The sequence below is a fragment of the Nocardia sienata NBRC 100364 genome (assembly GCF_001613205.1).
Lineage (GTDB): Bacteria > Actinomycetota > Actinomycetes > Mycobacteriales > Mycobacteriaceae > Nocardia > Nocardia sienata.
The window spans coordinates 37,540-54,845 of the sequence record NZ_BDBX01000052.1 but is presented as its reverse complement, the minus strand read 5'-3'; the positions used below and the strand labels follow the sequence as shown (position 1 = coordinate 54,845).

Below are 17,306 nucleotides of genomic sequence, written 5' to 3'. Positions count from 1 at the left end.
AGCGAATACTTTCGGCAGCTCGTGCAGCTGCCGGCGCCTGGGCGTGCCCGCGCCGGACGATCTCAGGTGTGGGCGAGCAGAGTCGTCAGTGCCACATGCAGGGCAGTGCCGGTCAGGACGCTGAGCACGGCATTGCGGCGCCAGAGGTGGAGGGCAAGAGTGGCGACGAGGGCCGGCCCGGTGACGGCGAGTTGGGCGGTGGTGATGTCGCGCAGGGTGTACCCGGCGAGGATCACCATGACACCGACCGGCATGTGCCGGCTCAGGTACTCGACGGTGGTACTGGTCCGCAGTGGGGCCAGCACTGCGAAGGGTAGGGCGCGCAGCGACCAGGTGATCACGGTGCACACCGTGACGGCAGCGATCAGGTATCCGATATCAGGCACGAGTCAGCTCTCTACTGGTGAAGGATCGACGGATCAGCAGGGCGGCGGTGAAAAGCCCCAGCGCGACGGGCAGCATCTGCCCCGGTAGCAGGATCCGGGCGACCAGTGCACAGACCAGCGCGATGACCGGGGCCGGGATATCGCGCTCGGCGCGGTGGGCGTCGACCGCGAGTACGACGAACAGCGCGGTCAGGGCGAAGTCGAGGCCGTCGAGCTGCACCGGCAGCAGCGCCGCGCCGGCAGCGCCCATGGTGGCGCCCGCGACCCAGTAGCCCTGACACAGCACCTGCAGCCAGAGAATGCGGCGGCCGCTCCACTCCCGCGCCGACGCGCCGGTGGTCAGCGCGTAGGCCTCGTCGGTCAGCGCGAAGGTCGCGTACCCCTTGGCCCACCGGCCGCGGACCCGGTGCAGCGGAAAGGACAGCGCATAGAAAACGTGGCGGAAGTTGACCAGGAACGCGGTCAGCGCCACCTGTGCCAAGGGCGTAGCAGCGGTGACCAGCCCGATGAGCAGGAATTCCAGCGAACCGGCATAGACCACTCCGGCGAATACCGGTGCCCACCACCAGGCCAGCTGGGAATGCACCACCAACACCCCGAGAGCCAGGCCGAGCGGGAACAGGGCCAGGCCCACCGAACCGGAGTCGGCCAGCGCTGCCCGGAGATCCGACGGCGTAGCTTCGCGGCCCGGCAGACCCGGAATATCGGAAACTGCGGTCTGCGTCGAACTCTTCACCGGGACATTTTATGTGTTTAACCACGTAATATGGTTTCCGAAGATACCTCCGATCAACGATTGGGAGACATGAATGCAGCTGGATTCTGTTGATCGAGATATTTTGTTCCATCTACGCCGCGACGGTCGCCTGACCAATGTCGAACTGGCCAAACGCGTGGGCCTGACCCCGCCACCCTGCCTGCGCCGGGTGAAGCGGCTGGAGGATGCCGGGATCATCAGCGGCTACCGGGCCCGGATCGATCCGGCCGCGACCGGCCGCGGGTTCGAAGTCGTCGTCGCGGTCGAGATCAGCATCAACGACCTGCAAACCGTCGAGGAATTCGAGAAGGCCATCGCCTCCTACGACGAGGTCGTCGAATTCCACCGTCTCTTCGGCCGCCCCGATTACTTCGTCCGTGTCGCGGTAGCCGACCGCGAGATCTTCGAAACCTTTTTGACCGGCAAGCTCATGGGTCTGCGAGCAGTCGCCCGGGTGGATTCCCACCTGATCATGAAGAAAATCAAGACCGACGACTGAACCGGGCCCGCGGTCGCCGGGCGAGCCGGCTCGCCACCGACTGCCCGGAAGCCAACGCGCTCGTGACCGAGACATGAGGATTGCTCTACGGCAGTGACCGGCCCTTCGCCCCCGACCCCGCGGTGCTGTATTTCAATGGCGGACTCGACGAGTACCCCCTCTCCGACGCCGACCGCCGTGCCATCGAGCGAACCAACGCCACGACCTTGTTCCCGCGTTTCGGGTCCGCGACGGCACTTCCGGCGATGCCGATGCGAGGCAGGGTGCGCAGGAGCATTCGGCAATGGGCTTTCCGAGGCGTCGCTCGAGCGATCAATAGCCGCTGATCCCATGGTGTTCATTGCTGCTCTTCCTGGTAGCCATCGGGCGAGACTGCGCAGTGGTGCAGCCTTTCGCGCACGTCGTGACAGCGCCCGTCGCCTAGGCCCCGGGTGCGGCAGAGGGCGGATACGACTCCTTCTTTTTGCAGGTCAGTACATGAAATTCGACTGCACCTTCGTCGGTGAGTCGTTCCTCGCCGACGACGGTCAAGCCCGCCGCGGCGAGGTGGCCGGTGACTTCCGCGATCGGGCGGAGCCGGAAGCGGTTTTCGGTGAAGGGCATCCGCGCCATCGCCGTCGGGTCGCCGACACCCAGTACCAGGCGCCCCGAGGGACGCAGGACACGGGCCACTTCGGTGAATGCTGTGGTGAGGTCCTCGATGAAGTACACGGTGTTGGTGCTGATCACTGCGTCCACCGTTGCCGAGGTGAGGGGCAGGTCGTGCATGGCGGCGTTGTGCAGTTGCAGCCGGTTGTTGGCGATCTCGTTGCGGTAGTGGCGGCGTGCCTGGTCGATCATGGTGGGTGAGACCTCCACGCCGTGCACGGTGCCGGTGGCGCCGACTCGGTCCAACAGCAGGCCGAGACCGACTCCGCCTCCGAAGCCGATATCGACGACCGTGGCGCCGTGGGCCGGGTCTGCGGCGGCGACGGCCGCCGCCACGGTGGCGCGGTTGCCGCGGTTGAGTATGCGGCCGACGAGCCGTCCGATCATGCCGTCCGGTCGTCCGAGCTGGGTGCCTATCACATCCCACAGGCGTCCTGCTATCGGCGTTTTCACAACACATTCACCTCATTCGACGGGGACCGGACAGGGCCAACATAGCTCGCCTCCGGAGCACATCTCCGGTTCGGCGTTCTTTTCCGGTAGGTCCGTCCGGCACCCGGAGTTGCCGCGGATCCCGGTGCTGCCACTGGGCGTTCGAGTCCTTCATCCAGGGCCGGCGGTCACATTGCCCGGCTACCCCGAGCGTGTGGCTCGGGGTAGCCGAACGGGACCGTCGGGTGGGTTGCTACTGCGCGGTGGAGCGGAATCGACGCAGTCGCAGACTGTTGCTGACCACGAACACCGAGGAGAACGCCATGGCCGCGCCGGCGAGCATCGGGTTGAGCAGGCCGGCCATGGCCAGCGGGATGGCGGCCACGTTGTAGGCGAATGCCCAGAACAGGTTGCCCTTGATGGTTCCGAGGGTGCGGCGGGCGAGGCGGATGGCGTCGGCGGCGGCGCGCAGGTCGCCGCGGACCAGGGTCAGGTCGGCGGCCTCGATGGCGACATCGGTGCCGGTGCCCATGGCCAGGCCGAGGTCGGCTTGGGCCAGTGCGGCGGCGTCGTTGACGCCGTCGCCGACCATCGCCACGATCTTGCCTTCGTTCTGCAGCCTGGTCACGACGGCCACTTTGTCCTGCGGCATGACCTCGGCGATCACTTCGTCGATTCCGACCTGGGCGGCGATCGAGCGGGCGGCGGCTTGGTTGTCGCCGGTCAGCATGATCGGGGTCAAGCCGAGCGCCCGTAGTTGCGAGACCGCTTCGGCGGAGGTGGGTTTCACCGCGTCGGCCACGACCAGCACACCGCGTGCTGCGCCGTCCCAGCCGACCGCGACCGCGGTCCTGCCTTCGGCCTCCGCCGCCCGCATCGCCTGCTCGAGCTCGGTGTCCAGGTGCAGTGACCAGTCCCGCAGCAGCCGGGTCCGGCCGACGACCACCGCATGCCCGTCGACGACACCCTGCACGCCGAGCCCGGCCACGTTGGCGAAGTCTTCGACCGGTGGCAGCTCACCTCCTCGGTCGCGTGCGCCTTTGGCGATGGCCGCGGCGATCGGGTGCTCCGAGGAGTCCTCCAGCGCGCCGGCCAGCTCCAGAACCCGGTCGGCGGATTCGCCGTCGGCGACGACGACATCGAGCAGGGTCATCTTGCCGGTGGTGACAGTGCCGGTCTTGTCCAGCACCACGGTATCGATGCGCCGGGTCGATTCCAGCACCTCCGGTCCCTTGATCAGGACTCCGAGCTGGGCGCCACGGCCGGTGCCGACCATCAGCGCGGTCGGGGTCGCCAGCCCCAGGGCGCACGGGCAGGCGATGATCAGTACCGCCACCGCCGCGGTGAACGCCGCCGCGACCGAACCGCCGGTGCCGAGCCAGAATCCGAGCGTGGCCACTGCGAGGGCGATGACGATCGGTACGAAGATCCCGGAGATCTTGTCGGCCAGCCGCTGCGCCTGCGCTTTTCCGGTTTGGGCGTCTTCTACCAGCTTCGCCATCTGCGCGAGTTGGGTATCCGCACCGATTTTGGCGGCACGCACCACGATCCGGCCACCGACGTTGACGGTGGCACCGACGACCGTGTCGTCGACGCCGACCTCGACCGGCACGGATTCCCCGGTCAGCATGGAGGCGTCCACGGCCGAGGACCCCTCGACCACTACGCCGTCGGTGGCGACCTTCTCCCCGGGGCGCACCACGAATCGGTCGCCGACGGTCAGCGCGTCGACCGGGATGCGCTCCTCGCTGCCGCCGCGCAGCACCGAGACTTCCTTGGCGCCGAGTTCGAGCAGGGCGCGCAGCGCCGCGCCGGCCCGGCGCTTGGAGCGGGCTTCGAAGTAGCGGCCGGCGAGGATGAAGGTGGTGACTCCGGCCGCGGCTTCGAGGTAGATGCTGCCGGTGCCGTCCATTCTGGCGATGGTGAATTCGAACGGGTGGGTCATTCCCGGGGTGCCCGCCGTGCCCCAGAACAGGGCATATACCGACCACCCGAACGCGGCCAGTGTGCCGATGGATACCAGGGTGTCCATGGTGGCGGTGCCGTGGCGCAGGTTGGTCCAGGCCGCCCGGTGGAAGGGCAACGCACCCCACACCACCACCGGCGCGGCCAAGGTGAGCGACAGCCACTGCCAGTTGGCCAACTGCAAGGCCGGGATCATCGCCATGGCGATCACCGGCACGGTCAGTGCCAGCGAGATCAGCAGTCTGCTCCGCAGCGATGCGGTCGGGTCCGCTTCGGTGACCTCCACGGTCTCGGCGGCCGGGGGTTGCGGTAGGGCGGCGGTGTAGCCGGCCTGCTCGACGACACTGATCAGGTCCTGGGGCGCGATATCGCCGGTGTAGTCCACGCGCGCCTTCTCGGTCGCGTAGTTCACCGTGGCGGTGACGCCGTCGAGTTTGTTGAGTTTCTTTTCGATGCGGTTGGCGCAGGATGCGCAGGTCATGCCACCGATCACCAGTTCGACCCGCCCGGGAGGCGATGATTGTGTCACGGTGGTCATGGGGTGCTCCGTTCTGTGATGCTCGAACTCGGTGGTCAGTGACCGTGGCCGGTCTGTTCACCGGGTAGCCGGCCGGTGAGGGGCCCGTCGGGGGTGGCGCGTTCAGCGGGGCGGGCGTCGTGCGGGTCGAGGGTCGGGCCGAATGCCGCGCCGAGGACGACGGCCGTCCCGAAACCGCCGCGAGGCCGAGTGCGAACCCGGCGAACTTGCTGGAGGTACTCATCGGGATCAGTCGGCCAGCTGATAGCCGGCTTCGTCGACAGCTGCCGCGATCGCCTCGCGCTCGACAGGAGCTGTGCTGGCGATCGTGACCAGTCCGCTGGCGAGTTCGACATCGACCGAGGTGACACCGTCGATCCTGCCGACTTCCTCGCGTACCGAGGAGACGCAGTGCCCGCAGGTCATGCCGGTAACCGTGACGGTGGTGGTGGTGGTGGTTGCGGTGCTCATCTGTTTCTCCTTGCTGTTGTAACGGTTTCCCGCCGTCGAACTGAACCGATAATACCCCCCAGGGGTATGAAGTCAAGCCGCTGGATTCGGCGCACCCAGAACTGCGCCCGCCGGTGCAATCCCCTGTCCAGCAAGAAAAATGCCACACCGCTTGTGTACCCAAGGGGGGTACGGTATAGATGGAAGTGCTCCTCCCGCGGCCGGTGACCACGAATCCGGATGGACCCGCGGGCCCTTACTCGATCGACAGGAACTGATATGAGCACCTCGATCATCACCGTCGCGGGAATGACCTGCGGCGGTTGCGCTTCCAAGGTCCGCGCCGAAGTCGGCGCCCTCGACGGTGTCACCGGCGTCGAGGCCGATCCGGCCACCGGCCGTGTCACCGTCGAATCCGGTGACACCGTCGACCCCGATGCCATCAGTAATGCTGTGGAGGCCGCCGGCTATCGAGTCGTCACCTGAAGTACCGGACCCTGGACACAGTCGTAACCCCAGGGCCCGGTCCTCGGCGCACCGCCCGGTCCTCCCCGCCTTATCGGCGCGCCGATAAGGCGCCCTGCGCCCGTTCGTGTCTTCCGTGGTCGGCGCCACCGGCGGACCGGTCACAGGATCGTGAGGGAGAACCGCGATGACAACTACGTTGTGTCGCGACCGTAGCGGTGTCGCGTCGCCGTTCCGGCGCCGCGGCGAGAACAATGAAGACAAGGAGGTGGTGCAGGTGAGCGGGATGTTCGCACATGCCGCTGTAGCGCGCGGACGCGCAGACGGTGTCCGACGCGGCGACGCCGGTGCGCCACCTGGGATGAACGCATCCTCCCGTCTACGACGCACCTCGGTGGCACTGCTGCTGATGGCGGTGCTGCTGGTCGTCCCGATCATGCACTGCACCGTGGACCGGGTCGACGAGCACGCGCACGCCCACAGCTCTGACACGGTGGCCGCGCTGTCGGTCGGTAGCGCGCAGGCCGAGCATCTGCAGACCATGAGTGGTCCCGTCGGTCACGACGGTGATCAGCACATGATTTTCTGTGTCGAGAAGGCGCTGATGCCCTCTGGTGGCGCGACCGTGGCGCCGTTGCTGTGGATGGTGCTGATCGGTGTGGTCGCCGCGGCTACGGTGACGGTGATGTTCGCCGGCGGCGCCCAGGGGATCCGCGGGCCGCCGGGTACCGGTGTACCCGCGTTGACCGGGCAAGCCATTCTCACGAATTTCTGTATCTCCCGACGCTGACAGGTCAGCGCCAGGCCGTCGTGTGCCGTCGGCCGGTGTTCGCTGCCTGCTCACCGTCTCAACCGCCCTGGGTGGCGGTTCGGATACAGAAAGCGACGATCATGAACAACGTCGTGTCCGGCAAGTCCGCTGCGTCTGCGGCTGTGCTCACCCCGCCTGCTCCGGTGCGGGAGTCGAGTTCGCTGGTCGGCAATACCCCGGTTCTGTGGGTGGGTGCGCCGCTGGCGCCCACCGGCCGCGGATTCTGGGCGAAATTGGAGGGGTTCAACCCCGGCGGGATCAAGGATCGACCCGCCCTGCACATGGTCCGGCGCGCGAAACAGCGCGGTGATCTGGCACCGGGGGCCCGCATCATCGAATCCACCAGCGGCACGCTGGGCCTGGGGTTGGCGCTGGCGGGCGCGGTGTTCCATCATCCGGTCACCGTGGTCACCGATCCGGGGCTGGAACCGATCGTGGAGCGCATGCTCGCCTCCTACGGCGCACGCGTCGAGGTGGTGGCCGAGCCGCACCCCACCGGGGGCTGGCAGCAGGCCCGCCGCGACCGTGTCACCGAACTCCTGGCCGCCGAGCCCGGCGCGTGGTGCCCCGACCAGTACAACAACCCCGATAATGTCGACAGCTACGAATTCCTGGGCCTGGAGTTGACGCAACAGCTGGGCGAAGTCGATGTGCTGGTGTGCGCGGTCGGCACCGGCGGTCACTCGGCCGGCGTGGCGCGAGTACTGCGCCGATTCAATCCCGACCTGAAGCTGATCGGCGTGGACACGGTCGCCTCCACGATCTTCGGCCAGCCCGCCGGCCCGCGCGTCATGCGCGGCCTCGGCTCCAGCATCTTCCCCCGCAACGTCGACTACCCCGCCTTCCACGAAGTGCACTGGGTGGCACCGGCAGAAGCGGTCTGGGCCTGCCGCGCACTGGCCGGTACCCATTACGCGACCGGCGGCTGGAGCGTGGGGGCCGTCGCGCTGGTCGCCGGGTGGGCCGCGCGCACCCTCCCTGCCGGCACCCGGATCGCGGCAGTGTTCCCGGATGGTCCAGAACGCTATTTCGACACCGTCTACAACGACGACTATTGCCGCGAGCACGGACTGCTCGATGCCGCCCCGCCGATCGAACCCGAGGTGATCGCGCACCCGGGCCAGCGGGTGGTGGACTCGTGGACGCGCTGCACCACCGTCATCGACCCGCACGCCATGAACCGGGCAGGAGAGGGCGCATCGTGACCGTACCGAGGAGCTTCCGCAGCTTCGATCCGGCCGCGCGGCTGCTGATGATCAACCAGTTCGGCATCAACCTCGGCTTCTACATGCTGATGCCATACCTGGCCGGCTATCTCGCCGGGCCGCTGGGGCTGGCCGCGTGGGCGGTCGGGCTGGTACTCGGTGTCCGTAATTTCTCTCAGCAGGGCATGTTCCTCATCGGCGGCACGCTGGCCGACCGGCTCGGCTACAAACCGTTGATCGTCGCGGGCTGTCTGCTGCGTACCGGTGGCTTCGCGTTGCTGGTGTTCGCGACTTCCCTGCCGTGGCTGCTGGTCGCCTCCGTCGCAACCGGGTTCGCCAGCGCATTGTTCAACCCGGCCGTGCGCGCCTATCTGGCGGCCGATACCGGCGAACGTCGCGTCGAAGCGTTCGCGGTGTTCAACATCTTCTACCAGGCCGGCATACTGGCCGGGCCGCTGGTGGGCCTGACACTGATGTTCCTCGACTTCCGCGTCACCGCCGCGGCCGCAGCGGTGGTGTTCGCGGGCCTGACCGTGGCACAACTGTTCGCCCTCCCGGCCCGCCGCGACCGCAACGCCGCGGAACAGACTTCGGTGCTACAGGATTGGCGCGTGGTCGCGGCCAACCGCCGCTTCCTATGGTTCTCGCTGACGATGATCGGCTCATATGTGCTGTCGTTCCAGGTGTATCTGGCCCTGCCGCTACAGGCCGAGTACCTGGCAGGTATCCACTCCCAGGTGCTGGTCTCGGCGCTGTTCGTGGTCTCCGGAGTCGTCACCGTAGCCGGACAGCTGCGGATCACCGAATGGTTGCGAGCACGCTGGGGAACCGGACGCAGTCTCGCTGTGGGAATGACGCTCCTCGCCGCAGCGTTCCTGCCGCTACTCGCAGTGCCCGGACCCGGGCGATTCGGCGTCGCGGCCGCCGTTGCCGCGCTACTGCTGTCCACGGCAGTGCTCGCGGTCGGCACCGCCGCGGTGTTCCCCTTCGAAATGGACACCGTCGTCTCATTCGCCGGCGGGAAACTGGTCGCCACCCACTACGGCTTCTACAACACGATCGTCGGCATCGGCATCCTGGCCGGCAACCTCGCCACCGGCGCCGTCGTCGGCGCCACCCGAGCCGCCGGCGCGGACTGGGCGGTATGGGCCGGACTCGGCCTCATCGGCGCACTGTCGGCCTTCGCACTACACCGACTCGACCGATCACACCCGCAGGTACAGGCTGACGGCGAGCAGGACATACACCCCACCACCACCCAAGCCCGCCCTTCCGGCCTGGAAGCCACCCAGCCGGACAGGACAGCCACCCAGCACCTGCCCGCCGGCGTCGATCATCAGGAAGGCGAACCGGCGCGGACAACGCGACGCTGAACCTAGCGGACCCGCCACACCTCACCCCGACCGGCTTCGCGTACGCGGCCGATCCGAAGGTGAATGCCGTACGTGAACAGCAGCGCACGAGGGGCTCCAGCGGTGGCGAGATGCGCCCGGCCACCGATAGAGCCGACGCCCACCGGCCAGCGCATCGACATCTTGACGTATATACCCCAGGGGGTATTGTCAATCGAGGAAGATACCCCCGGGGGTATAAACCTTGTGCCGACTCAGCGAACGGCCCGTGAAGGCGGAGGCAAGCAGTGACAGAGACGATGACCGACCGGAGAGCCCGCGGCCGAACAGCGGGTGGGCCGCTGTCGCGCCTGGGTGCGACCATGGCCGGGCACACGCGCTGGGTGTTCGGCGTGTGGTTGATCGTGCTGGTCGCGCTGGGCTCGGCGGCGCCGAGTGTGTTCACCTCCCTTGCCGGCGCCGGATGGCAGGCCAACGGGTCGGAGTCGGTGCAGGTGCGAGAGTTGGCCCAGCGGCACTTCGGCGGAAACTCCTCAGCGGCCGTGCAGGTGGTGGTGCATTCCGACACCGAGACCGTCGACAGTCCGGCGGTACAGCGCGTACTCGACGGGGTGACCGCCGAATTCGCCGGTGACAGCCGCTTCGGCAAAGTGGTGCCCCCACAGCCCGGGATGACGATCAGTCCGGACGGACACACGGGCATCCTCATAGCGGGCGCGAACGCCTCCACCGACGATATGGTCCGCGCGGTCGACGAGCGCGAGCAGGCACTGACGGCACTGTCGGGCGAGGGGGTCGAGGTCTATCCGACCGGGGCATCCGCGCTGTGGAGCGATTTCAACCAGGCCAACCACGACGCGATGATCAAGGCCGAATTGTTCTCCTGGCCGGTGACGCTGGGGATCATGGTGTTGGCATTCGGGTCCCTGGTCGCGGCGGGCCTGCCGCTGCTGCTGACCGTCGCCGGCCTGGTGGCATCCGCGGGTGGGCTGGTGCTGTTGAACCAGATCACACCCATCTCGGTGTGGGCGATGAATTTCGCGATGATGTTCGCCCTCGCCCTGGGTATCGACTACGCCCTGTTCATCGTCGCCCGTTTCCGCGACGCGCTGATCAGAGCCGGCAGTGTTCGTGCCGCCGTGGCCGAGACCATGGACACCGCCGGCAAGGCTGTCCTACTGTCCGGGCTGACCGTGCTGGTGAGTCTGTCGGCTGTCCTACTCGTTCCGGCGCCCGCGGTACGCACCATGGCGGTGGGCATCATGCTGGCGGTGGTCTTCGTCCTCGCGGCCACGCTCACCCTGCTGCCCGCAGCTCTCGGTTCGCTCGGGGGCAGGATCAACGCCGCGGCACTGCCGTATGCCAAACGGCAGGAGCATCGCTCGCCGCGGTTCGCGCGGTGGGGCGAACTACTGCACGCGCACCCGTGGCCGTTCGCGATCGGCGCACTCACAGTCCTGATCGGGCTGGCGCTTCCGGTGCTGGGACTGAAGGTCGCGATGCCCTCGATCCAGGTCGTGCCCGCCGACGCGCCGGTGCGGCAGGGCTACGAACTGGTGCAGCGACAGCTGGGCCCCGGCGCGCCCGGAGCGTTGCAGATCATCGCCCCGGCCGGCGACGCCGCCGAGACCGCGCGTATCGCCGCCGCCGGCGACGGTATCGCGATGGTCACACCCGACCGGCCCGCCGGTGACGGTTCCGGTCTGGTGATGATGCAGGCATTGCCCACGGTCGACCCCTCCGACGGGCAGATGGGCACGATCCTCGACGGACTGCGCGATCGTCTTCCGGAGCAGGCGCTGGTCGGTGGCGCGCCCGCGGAGAATCTCGATCTACAGGGTGCCCTGGACCACTATCTGCCGATCATCGTCGGAGTCATTCTCGCGCTGGGCTTCGTACTCCTGCTGGTCGCCTTGCGAGCCCCACTGATCGCCGCACTGGGCACCCTGGTCAGTCTGCTGTCCACCGCGGCGGCCTTCGGTGTGGCGAAGCTGATCTTCCAGGACGGTCACGGTGCGGGCCTGCTCGGATTCACCCCGCAAGGGTTCCTCGACGGATGGGGGCCGGTGTTCTTCTTCGCGATGATCTTCGCGATCGCCATGGACTACACCGTGTTCCTCCTGGCCACCGCGAAGGAGCACTACGAGCACTCCAAGGATCCCAAAACCGCCCATGTCGACGGGCTGGCCCACTCCGGGCGAGTGATCTTCGCGGCGGCCGCCGTCATGGTCGCGGTCTTCTTCACCTTCGCCCTGGCCCAACCCCTGCCACCGAAGGAGATGGGCATCATCCTCGGTGTCGCCGTACTGCTCGACGCCATCGTGGTCCGGCTCGTCCTGCTACCGGTGCTGCTGCGGCTGACCGGCCACGCCGCCTGGTGGTCGCCCCGATGGGTCCGCACAGTGCTCCCGACCATCAACTTCTCCCATCAGTGATGGCGAACCAAAGGCCTGATACCCCGGGGGGTATATTCGGAAGGTGACCGAGAAGGAGAACACGATGATCGGCGACGAGAACAGCATCGCACCAGTACTCAACCGGTTGCGCCGCGCCCACGGCCAGCTTGCCGGCGTGATCGCGATGATCGAGGCGGGACGCGACTGCAAGGACGTCGTCACCCAGCTGGCGGCGGTGTCACGCGCCCTCGACCGGGCCGGCTTCAAGATCGTCGCCACCGGCCTGCGCGAATGCCTCGAGCGACAAGACGACGGCGACACCGACCCGATGACCGTCGACGAATTGGAAAAACTGTTCCTCACCTTGGCCTGATCCCGCGAGCAGTGCGGGGCGGCGGCCGGCTCGAGAAAAGGTTTGCGACCCTCCCCCGCGGCTGTAGGGTCTCAAAATTCATGGCATGTGCTGGTTGGCCGACCTCGACAGAACGGGAACGGGCCGTCAGCCTCTACGCCAAGGCAAAGCCGTAATGAGCGCGGGGGCCCGAATTGACCTCTGGCGAAGGAAGAAACGAGGCCGCCGATTGTCGGTAACCCCCACCATCATGCACGGTATGGCGACTTCCTACCCGTTGGCCCCATTCCAGTGGCTCATCGATCACAACGGCGATGACCGCTGGCTGGGCGAGATCTTCACCGTAGCCTTCTTCCGCGGGCTCGACCCGTCGGAGGTGGTGTGCCGCTTCAGCCGCGGCGAGGACCACGGCCAGGAATCGAGCTTCGATGGGCTTATAAAGCAGGCCAGCGAGTTCTCCTTCAGAACCGACGGAGGATCCGGGGGAGGCAACGTGGGTGTCGTGCAGGCCGGTGAGTGGAGCGTGGCCATCGAGCCGTTCGGGTGGATGGCCACGCTCCCCGATGTTCTGGCCGAATTGTCGCGTGATTGTGAGGTACTGGCCATCACTCGGCACGCCTACGCCGAAGACAGCTTCGCGTACGCGATCGACGGCACGCTTGTCACGGGCTACAAACCCTTGGAGTGCCCCCACATTCGATACGGCTCCGAGCCCGACCGGCTCAATGGGTTGATGCGGGAACTCGGCATGACGCTGGACATACGGGACGACGCGCATGACTGGGATGACGGGGATGACGGCTACGACGACTACTTCGCTGCCTTGCCGAGAGCTTTCGCCTTGGCCGCGAAGCTCACCCAGGTGCGGTTCATACCGGAAGTGCTCGATCGTGCGATGCTCATCGGACCCGTCGCGTACAGGTGATCGTCCAGTAGTCGCAGGGACGAGTACGGTTCTCAGAGCCATGGCGGATCCGCCACGTCACCGCCACTCATTCTGAGATTCCGTCACGAGTTTCGAGACCCTACAGCGGCGCTCAGCCGCGGGCCATATCGACGAAGCGCGACAGATGTAGCTGGTGGGCGACGGTGATCGTCGCCGTGGGCCCGTTACGGTGCTTGCCGACGATGAGGTCCGCTTCACCACCGCGCGGGTCGTCGCGTTCGAACGCATCCGGCCGGTGCAGCAGGATAACCATGTCCGCGTCCTGTTCCAGCGAACCCGATTCGCGCAGGTCAGAGACTTGCGGACGCTTGTCGGTGCGCTGTTCCGGACCACGGTTGAGCTGACTGATGGCGACAACGGGAACTTCCAGTTCCTTGGCCAGCAGCTTCAGATTCCGCGAGAAATCCGATACCTCCTGCTGACGTGATTCGACCTTCTTACCGGAGGTCATCAGCTGGAGATAGTCCACCACAACCAATTTCAGATCGTGACGCTGTTTCAGCCGCCGCGCCTTGGCGCGGATCTCCATCATGGTGAGGTTCGGCGAATCGTCCACGAACAGCGGCGCTTCGCTGATCTCGCTCATCCGCCGGGCGAGCTTCGTCCAGTCGTCGTCGCTCATCCGCCCGGACCGCATATCCCCGAGCTTGATCTTCGCCTCGGCCGACAGCAGGCGCATCACGATCTCGGTCCGGCTCATCTCCAGCGAGAAGATAACGCTCGCCAGCCCGTGCCGAATCGAGGCACTGCGCATGAAATCCATTCCCAAAGTCGATTTGCCCACCCCAGGTCTCGCCGCGACGATGATCATCTGACCGGGGTGCAGGCCGTTGGTGAGTTCGTCGAGTTCGGAGAATCCGGTCGGCACGCCGAGGGAGATACCGCCGCGGGAGGCGATGGAGTCGATCTCGTCCATGGTGGGCTGGAGGAGTTCTTCCAGTGGGAGGAAATCCTCGGAAGTCCGGCGTTCGGTGACCTCGTAGACCTCCGCCTGGGCGCGGTCGACCACCTCGGCGACATCTTGCCCGTCGGCGCCCGCGTAGCCGTACTGCACGATGCGGGTGCCGGCTTCCACCAGTCGGCGCAGGATCGCCTTCTCGGCCACGATCTCGGCGTAGAAACCGGCGTTCGCCGCGGTGGGAACGGTCTGGGTCAGGGTGACCAGGTAGGGGGCACCGCCGATTCGCTTCAGTTCACCGCTGCGATCGAGTCCGGCGGCGACGGTGACCGGGTCGGCGGGTTCGCCACGTCCGTAGAGATCGAGGATGGCGTCGTATACGGCTTGATGGGCGGGCCGGTAGAAATCACCGGAACGCAGAACCTCGACCACGTCCGCAATGGCGTCCTTGCTGAGCAGCATGCCGCCGAGTACCGACTGTTCGGCCGCCATATCGTGTGGCGGCTGGCGCCCGAAATCCTCGCCGGGGGGCTCCGGCGGGAAGTCCGTGTGCCCGCGGTCATCGACGACTGCCATCCGACTCGACCGTCCTCTCATTCTGACCGGACGCACCCTTCGACGACCGGTTCTACCCCACGGGTCCGACAAGTTCGCCGAGAGGCCGGGGCGCCGGTGACCAGTGGTCAGACGTACCAGCTATCACCCAGATAGGTCCGAACCACCGCATCGTGGCGGGGTGCCGCACATGGTGCTGCGATGAACCTAGGCGAGGTTCTATCCACATGCCAACCACGCCTGTGCACAGACCTGTGGATAACCTGGGGATAGTTCACCTCAAGTTGTGCACAACTTGTGGACAACTTGGGGAAAACGCAGGTCAGCCCCGGAAAATACCCAGCTAGATCCGGATTTTCACCAACCGCGCAATGTGGATAAACAAAGCGTCGGCGTGTCGGCGATGTTGAACATCCGGGCGTGTTGAGTTAACGGACGAGCGAACAGCTATGAGCTGCGTCACATTACGTCCGGTTGGTTTTGTGAATGATCCACAGGACTCACATCTTGTGGATAAGACATCCCCCGCTCGAAGAGGCACCGCCCGCAAAGATGCAGGCAGCCGCCATCACAAAAACTTGAGCAAACACCAGGCTAACCCGAGGTCGCCATAGTACCGCCGTAACCGACCGGAGATCACGTCGGCTCTGGAAAGAACGGACGTGATCCCCGGTTCGGGGTAGGTATGCGTGGACCGGCTCAGCCGGCGGCCACGACCTCCAGCGCGAACTTCGCGGCGACGTCCGGGTGCAGATGGACGGTCACCTGGTGCTTGCCGGTGGCCTTGATATGCGACTTCGGCAGCTCGATGCTGCGCTTGTCCAACACCGGGCCTCCGGCCGACTTGATGGCGGCGGCGACATCGGACTGGGTGACCGAACCGAAGAGTTTGCCGGTGCCGGCGGTCTTGACCGACAGCGAGACACCTTCGAGGCCCTCGATGGCCTGCTTCAGTTCGTTGGCATGACCGAGGTCGCGCACCCGACGGGCCTCCTGGGCCCGGCGGATTCCCTCGACCTGCTTCTGCGCACCGCGGCTGGCGACGATGGCCAGCCCACGGGGCAGCAGGTAGTTACGGCCGTAGCCGTCCTTGACCTCGACGGTGTCGCCGGGAGCGCCGAGGTTGTCCACATCGGCAGTCAGAATGAGCTTCATATGCTTGACCGACCTTTCTCAGCGAGCCGTCGAGACGTAGGGCAGCAGCGCCATCTCACGCGAGTTCTTCACCGCGATGGCGATATCGCGCTGATGCTGTACGCAGTTGCCGGTGACCCGGCGAGCGCGGATCTTGCCACGCTCACTGACGTACTTGCGCAGCAGCGGCACATCTTTGTAGTCGATGTCGACGATTCCGGACTTGCTCTCCTTGCAGAAAGTGCAAGCCTTCTTCTTGAGCACCTTTTCGCGCGCCGGTGCCTTGGCCATTTTCGTTCACTCCGTATTCTTGGTGGCCCGCTGTCGCGGGCCGATGCGGGCCGTCTCAGAACGGCGGTTCATCGTCCATCCGCCCGCCCCCGAAGGAGCCGGCCGCGGGCGCGCTACCCCACGGGTCGTCCGCAGCGCCCTGCTCGGACCGTCCACCGCCACCGTTTCCGGCGTTGTAGTTACCACCACCACCGCTGTTGGAACCGAATCCACCGCCGCCACCACCGCGACTGGTCTTGTTGACCTTGGCCGTGGCGTATCGCAGCGAGGGGCCGACCTCGTCGACCTCGAGCTCGACGACAGTGCGCTTCTCGCCCTCACGGGTTTCGAAGGAGCGCTGCTTGAGCCGGCCGCTGACGATGACGCGGGATCCCCTGGTCAGGCTTTCGGCGACGTTCTCCGCGGCCTCGCGCCAGATATTGCAGCGCAGGAACAGCGCTTCGCCGTCTTTCCACTCGTTGGTATTACGGTCGAAAATACGGGGGGTGGAGGCCACGGTGAAATTGGCCACCGCCGCGCCCGCGGGCGTGAATCGAAGCTCGGGATCGGCCGTCAGATTTCCGATGACCGTGATTACCGTATCGCCAGCTGCCATGGGGGTTCCTCCTGCTCGGTGTGCAGTCCGGGTGCACTCGCCTGTTGCGTTAGAGCCTAGAGACAGACTCCGACGAAACGGCGATGGCGCCGGAACTACTTGTCGTTGCGCAGAACCTTGGTGCGCAGCACCTGCTCGTTGAGGCCCAGCTGGCGGTCGAGTTCGTTCACCGTGGCGGGCTCGGCGGTCAGATCGATCACCGCGTAGATGCCTTCGGCCTGTTTACGAATCTCGTAGGCGAGGCGCTTACGGCCCCAGATATCGACCTTGTCGATTTTGCCGCCCTCGGTGCGAACAACACCGAGCATATTTTCCAGGGACGGTCCGACGGTGCGCTCGTCCATGCTCGGATCGAGGATGACCATCACTTCGTAATGACGCACGAACCAATCACCTCCTGTGGTCTGGGTTCGGCCACGGACGGTCCGTGGCAGGAGGGTCGTCGCGTCAGCAACCGGGCAAGAGTACCCGAGCCGACCGTCCGAAACGAAATCGATCTCCGGCATTGTGACGACCTCACCGCCGCAGGCCCGATATGGAATTTCCCGCTCGGCCCGCGGTCGATTCCGGCTGATTCTCTTATCCCTTCCGACCTGGCCGGACGCGGGCCCGACCGGCGGCCGTCGCCGATACGATCGCGCGGCGGCCCGTG

Annotated in this window: 18 protein-coding genes; 8 read left to right on the top strand and 10 right to left on the bottom strand. The window is 66.3% G+C overall.

The window, feature by feature from the left end:
- Window positions 1-62: 62 nt before the first annotated feature.
- Both NS4_RS25495 and NS4_RS25490 read right to left on the bottom strand, forming a co-directional pair.
- Window positions 63-386: a branched-chain amino acid transporter permease gene (locus tag NS4_RS25495; RefSeq protein ID WP_063062029.1), complete on the bottom strand. Its 324-nt coding sequence runs from the start codon at window positions 384-386 to the stop codon at window positions 63-65.
- Window positions 379-1,122 (bottom strand): AzlC family ABC transporter permease, encoded by a 744-nt coding sequence (locus NS4_RS25490; RefSeq protein ID WP_218020406.1) that lies wholly within the window; start codon window positions 1,120-1,122, stop codon window positions 379-381. Before NS4_RS25490 ends, NS4_RS25495 begins: the two co-directional genes overlap by 8 nt.
- A gap of 79 nt (window positions 1,123-1,201) precedes the next feature.
- On the opposite strand from NS4_RS25490, the gene NS4_RS25485 reads away from it, so the two are divergent.
- The gene (locus NS4_RS25485) at window positions 1,202-1,642 is read left to right on the top strand and encodes an Lrp/AsnC family transcriptional regulator (RefSeq protein WP_218020407.1); all 441 of its coding nucleotides are present in this window, start codon (window positions 1,202-1,204) and stop codon (window positions 1,640-1,642) included.
- Window positions 1,643-2,062: 420 nt separating this feature from the next.
- On the opposite strand, the gene NS4_RS25475 is transcribed toward NS4_RS25485, so the two are convergent.
- The 3 genes from NS4_RS25475 to NS4_RS25465 all read right to left on the bottom strand — a co-directional run bounded on the left by NS4_RS25475 (window position 2,063) and on the right by NS4_RS25465 (window position 5,675).
- The gene (locus NS4_RS25475; protein ID WP_245665710.1) at window positions 2,063-2,743 is read right to left on the bottom strand and encodes a class I SAM-dependent methyltransferase; all 681 of its coding nucleotides are present in this window, start codon (window positions 2,741-2,743) and stop codon (window positions 2,063-2,065) included.
- Window positions 2,744-2,975: 232 nt separating this feature from the next.
- Window positions 2,976-5,225, bottom strand: coding sequence for a heavy metal translocating P-type ATPase (locus NS4_RS25470; protein ID WP_063062025.1), 2,250 nt, complete (start codon window positions 5,223-5,225; stop codon window positions 2,976-2,978).
- Between the two features lie 228 nt (window positions 5,226-5,453).
- On the bottom strand, window positions 5,454-5,675 hold the full coding sequence (locus tag NS4_RS25465; RefSeq protein WP_063062024.1) for a heavy-metal-associated domain-containing protein: 222 nt from the start codon (window positions 5,673-5,675) through the stop codon (window positions 5,454-5,456).
- Window positions 5,676-5,933: 258 nt separating this feature from the next.
- Between NS4_RS25465 and NS4_RS25460 the strand changes: the two genes are divergently transcribed.
- The 7 genes from NS4_RS25460 (at window position 5,934) to NS4_RS25430 (ending at window position 13,160) form a co-directional block, all read left to right on the top strand.
- Entirely contained in the window at window positions 5,934-6,140 is a 207-nt protein-coding gene (locus NS4_RS25460; RefSeq protein WP_063062023.1) for a heavy-metal-associated domain-containing protein, read from the top strand.
- A gap of 166 nt (window positions 6,141-6,306) precedes the next feature.
- On the top strand, window positions 6,307-6,909 hold the full coding sequence (gene lpqS / locus NS4_RS25455; protein ID WP_157106234.1) for a putative copper homeostasis (lipo)protein LpqS: 603 nt from the start codon (window positions 6,307-6,309) through the stop codon (window positions 6,907-6,909).
- A gap of 101 nt (window positions 6,910-7,010) precedes the next feature.
- The gene (locus NS4_RS25450; protein WP_084487705.1) at window positions 7,011-8,135 is read left to right on the top strand and encodes a PLP-dependent cysteine synthase family protein; all 1,125 of its coding nucleotides are present in this window, start codon (window positions 7,011-7,013) and stop codon (window positions 8,133-8,135) included.
- On the top strand, window positions 8,132-9,508 hold the full coding sequence (locus tag NS4_RS25445; RefSeq protein ID WP_245665708.1) for an MDR family MFS transporter: 1,377 nt from the start codon (window positions 8,132-8,134) through the stop codon (window positions 9,506-9,508). Before NS4_RS25450 ends, NS4_RS25445 begins: the two co-directional genes overlap by 4 nt.
- Window positions 9,509-9,786: 278 nt before the next feature.
- Window positions 9,787-11,922, top strand: a complete 2,136-nt coding sequence (locus tag NS4_RS25440) for an MMPL family transporter (protein WP_084487704.1) — start codon at window positions 9,787-9,789, stop codon at window positions 11,920-11,922.
- A 64-nt stretch (window positions 11,923-11,986) separates the two neighbouring features.
- Window positions 11,987-12,256, top strand: a complete 270-nt coding sequence (locus NS4_RS25435) for a metal-sensitive transcriptional regulator (RefSeq protein WP_063062049.1) — start codon at window positions 11,987-11,989, stop codon at window positions 12,254-12,256.
- A 238-nt stretch (window positions 12,257-12,494) separates the two neighbouring features.
- A complete protein-coding gene (locus NS4_RS25430) occupies window positions 12,495-13,160 on the top strand; it encodes a DUF6461 domain-containing protein (RefSeq protein ID WP_063062048.1) in 666 nt (221 codons plus the stop codon).
- 112 nt (window positions 13,161-13,272) lie between these two features.
- Here NS4_RS25430 and dnaB read toward each other — a convergent pair whose 3' ends face one another.
- From dnaB to rpsF, 5 genes are all read right to left on the bottom strand, one after another.
- Complete coding sequence (gene dnaB / locus NS4_RS25425) at window positions 13,273-14,655, bottom strand: replicative DNA helicase (RefSeq protein ID WP_039827429.1); 1,383 nt, start codon at window positions 14,653-14,655, stop codon at window positions 13,273-13,275.
- Window positions 14,656-15,333: 678 nt separating this feature from the next.
- Complete coding sequence (gene rplI / locus NS4_RS25420; RefSeq protein WP_039827428.1) at window positions 15,334-15,789, bottom strand: 50S ribosomal protein L9; 456 nt, start codon at window positions 15,787-15,789, stop codon at window positions 15,334-15,336.
- Window positions 15,790-15,807: 18 nt separating this feature from the next.
- Window positions 15,808-16,059, bottom strand: a complete 252-nt coding sequence (gene rpsR, locus NS4_RS25415) for a 30S ribosomal protein S18 (protein ID WP_063062020.1) — start codon at window positions 16,057-16,059, stop codon at window positions 15,808-15,810.
- A 55-nt stretch (window positions 16,060-16,114) separates the two neighbouring features.
- Window positions 16,115-16,654 (bottom strand): single-stranded DNA-binding protein, encoded by a 540-nt coding sequence (locus tag NS4_RS25410; protein ID WP_063062019.1) that lies wholly within the window; start codon window positions 16,652-16,654, stop codon window positions 16,115-16,117.
- A 95-nt stretch (window positions 16,655-16,749) separates the two neighbouring features.
- Complete coding sequence (rpsF, locus tag NS4_RS25405) at window positions 16,750-17,037, bottom strand: 30S ribosomal protein S6 (protein WP_063042545.1); 288 nt, start codon at window positions 17,035-17,037, stop codon at window positions 16,750-16,752.
- Between the last annotated feature and the right edge of the window lie 269 nt (window positions 17,038-17,306).

Coding starts and splice junctions, on each gene's coding strand:
- NS4_RS25470 (WP_063062025.1), bottom strand. CDS start 5,225: ATGACCACCGTGACACAATCATCGCCTCCCGGGCGGGTCGAACTGGTG.
- NS4_RS25465 (WP_063062024.1), bottom strand. CDS start 5,675: ATGAGCACCGCAACCACCACCACCACCACCGTCACGGTTACCGGCATG.
- NS4_RS25460 (WP_063062023.1), top strand. CDS start 5,934: ATGAGCACCTCGATCATCACCGTCGCGGGAATGACCTGCGGCGGTTGC.
- lpqS (WP_157106234.1), top strand. CDS start 6,307: ATGACAACTACGTTGTGTCGCGACCGTAGCGGTGTCGCGTCGCCGTTC.
- NS4_RS25450 (WP_084487705.1), top strand. CDS start 7,011: ATGAACAACGTCGTGTCCGGCAAGTCCGCTGCGTCTGCGGCTGTGCTC.
- NS4_RS25440 (WP_084487704.1), top strand. CDS start 9,787: ATGACCGACCGGAGAGCCCGCGGCCGAACAGCGGGTGGGCCGCTGTCG.
- NS4_RS25435 (WP_063062049.1), top strand. CDS start 11,987: ATGATCGGCGACGAGAACAGCATCGCACCAGTACTCAACCGGTTGCGC.
- NS4_RS25430 (WP_063062048.1), top strand. CDS start 12,495: ATGGCGACTTCCTACCCGTTGGCCCCATTCCAGTGGCTCATCGATCAC.
- dnaB (WP_039827429.1), bottom strand. CDS start 14,655: ATGGCAGTCGTCGATGACCGCGGGCACACGGACTTCCCGCCGGAGCCC.
- rplI (WP_039827428.1), bottom strand. CDS start 15,789: ATGAAGCTCATTCTGACTGCCGATGTGGACAACCTCGGCGCTCCCGGC.
- rpsR (WP_063062020.1), bottom strand. CDS start 16,059: ATGGCCAAGGCACCGGCGCGCGAAAAGGTGCTCAAGAAGAAGGCTTGC.
- NS4_RS25410 (WP_063062019.1), bottom strand. CDS start 16,654: ATGGCAGCTGGCGATACGGTAATCACGGTCATCGGAAATCTGACGGCC.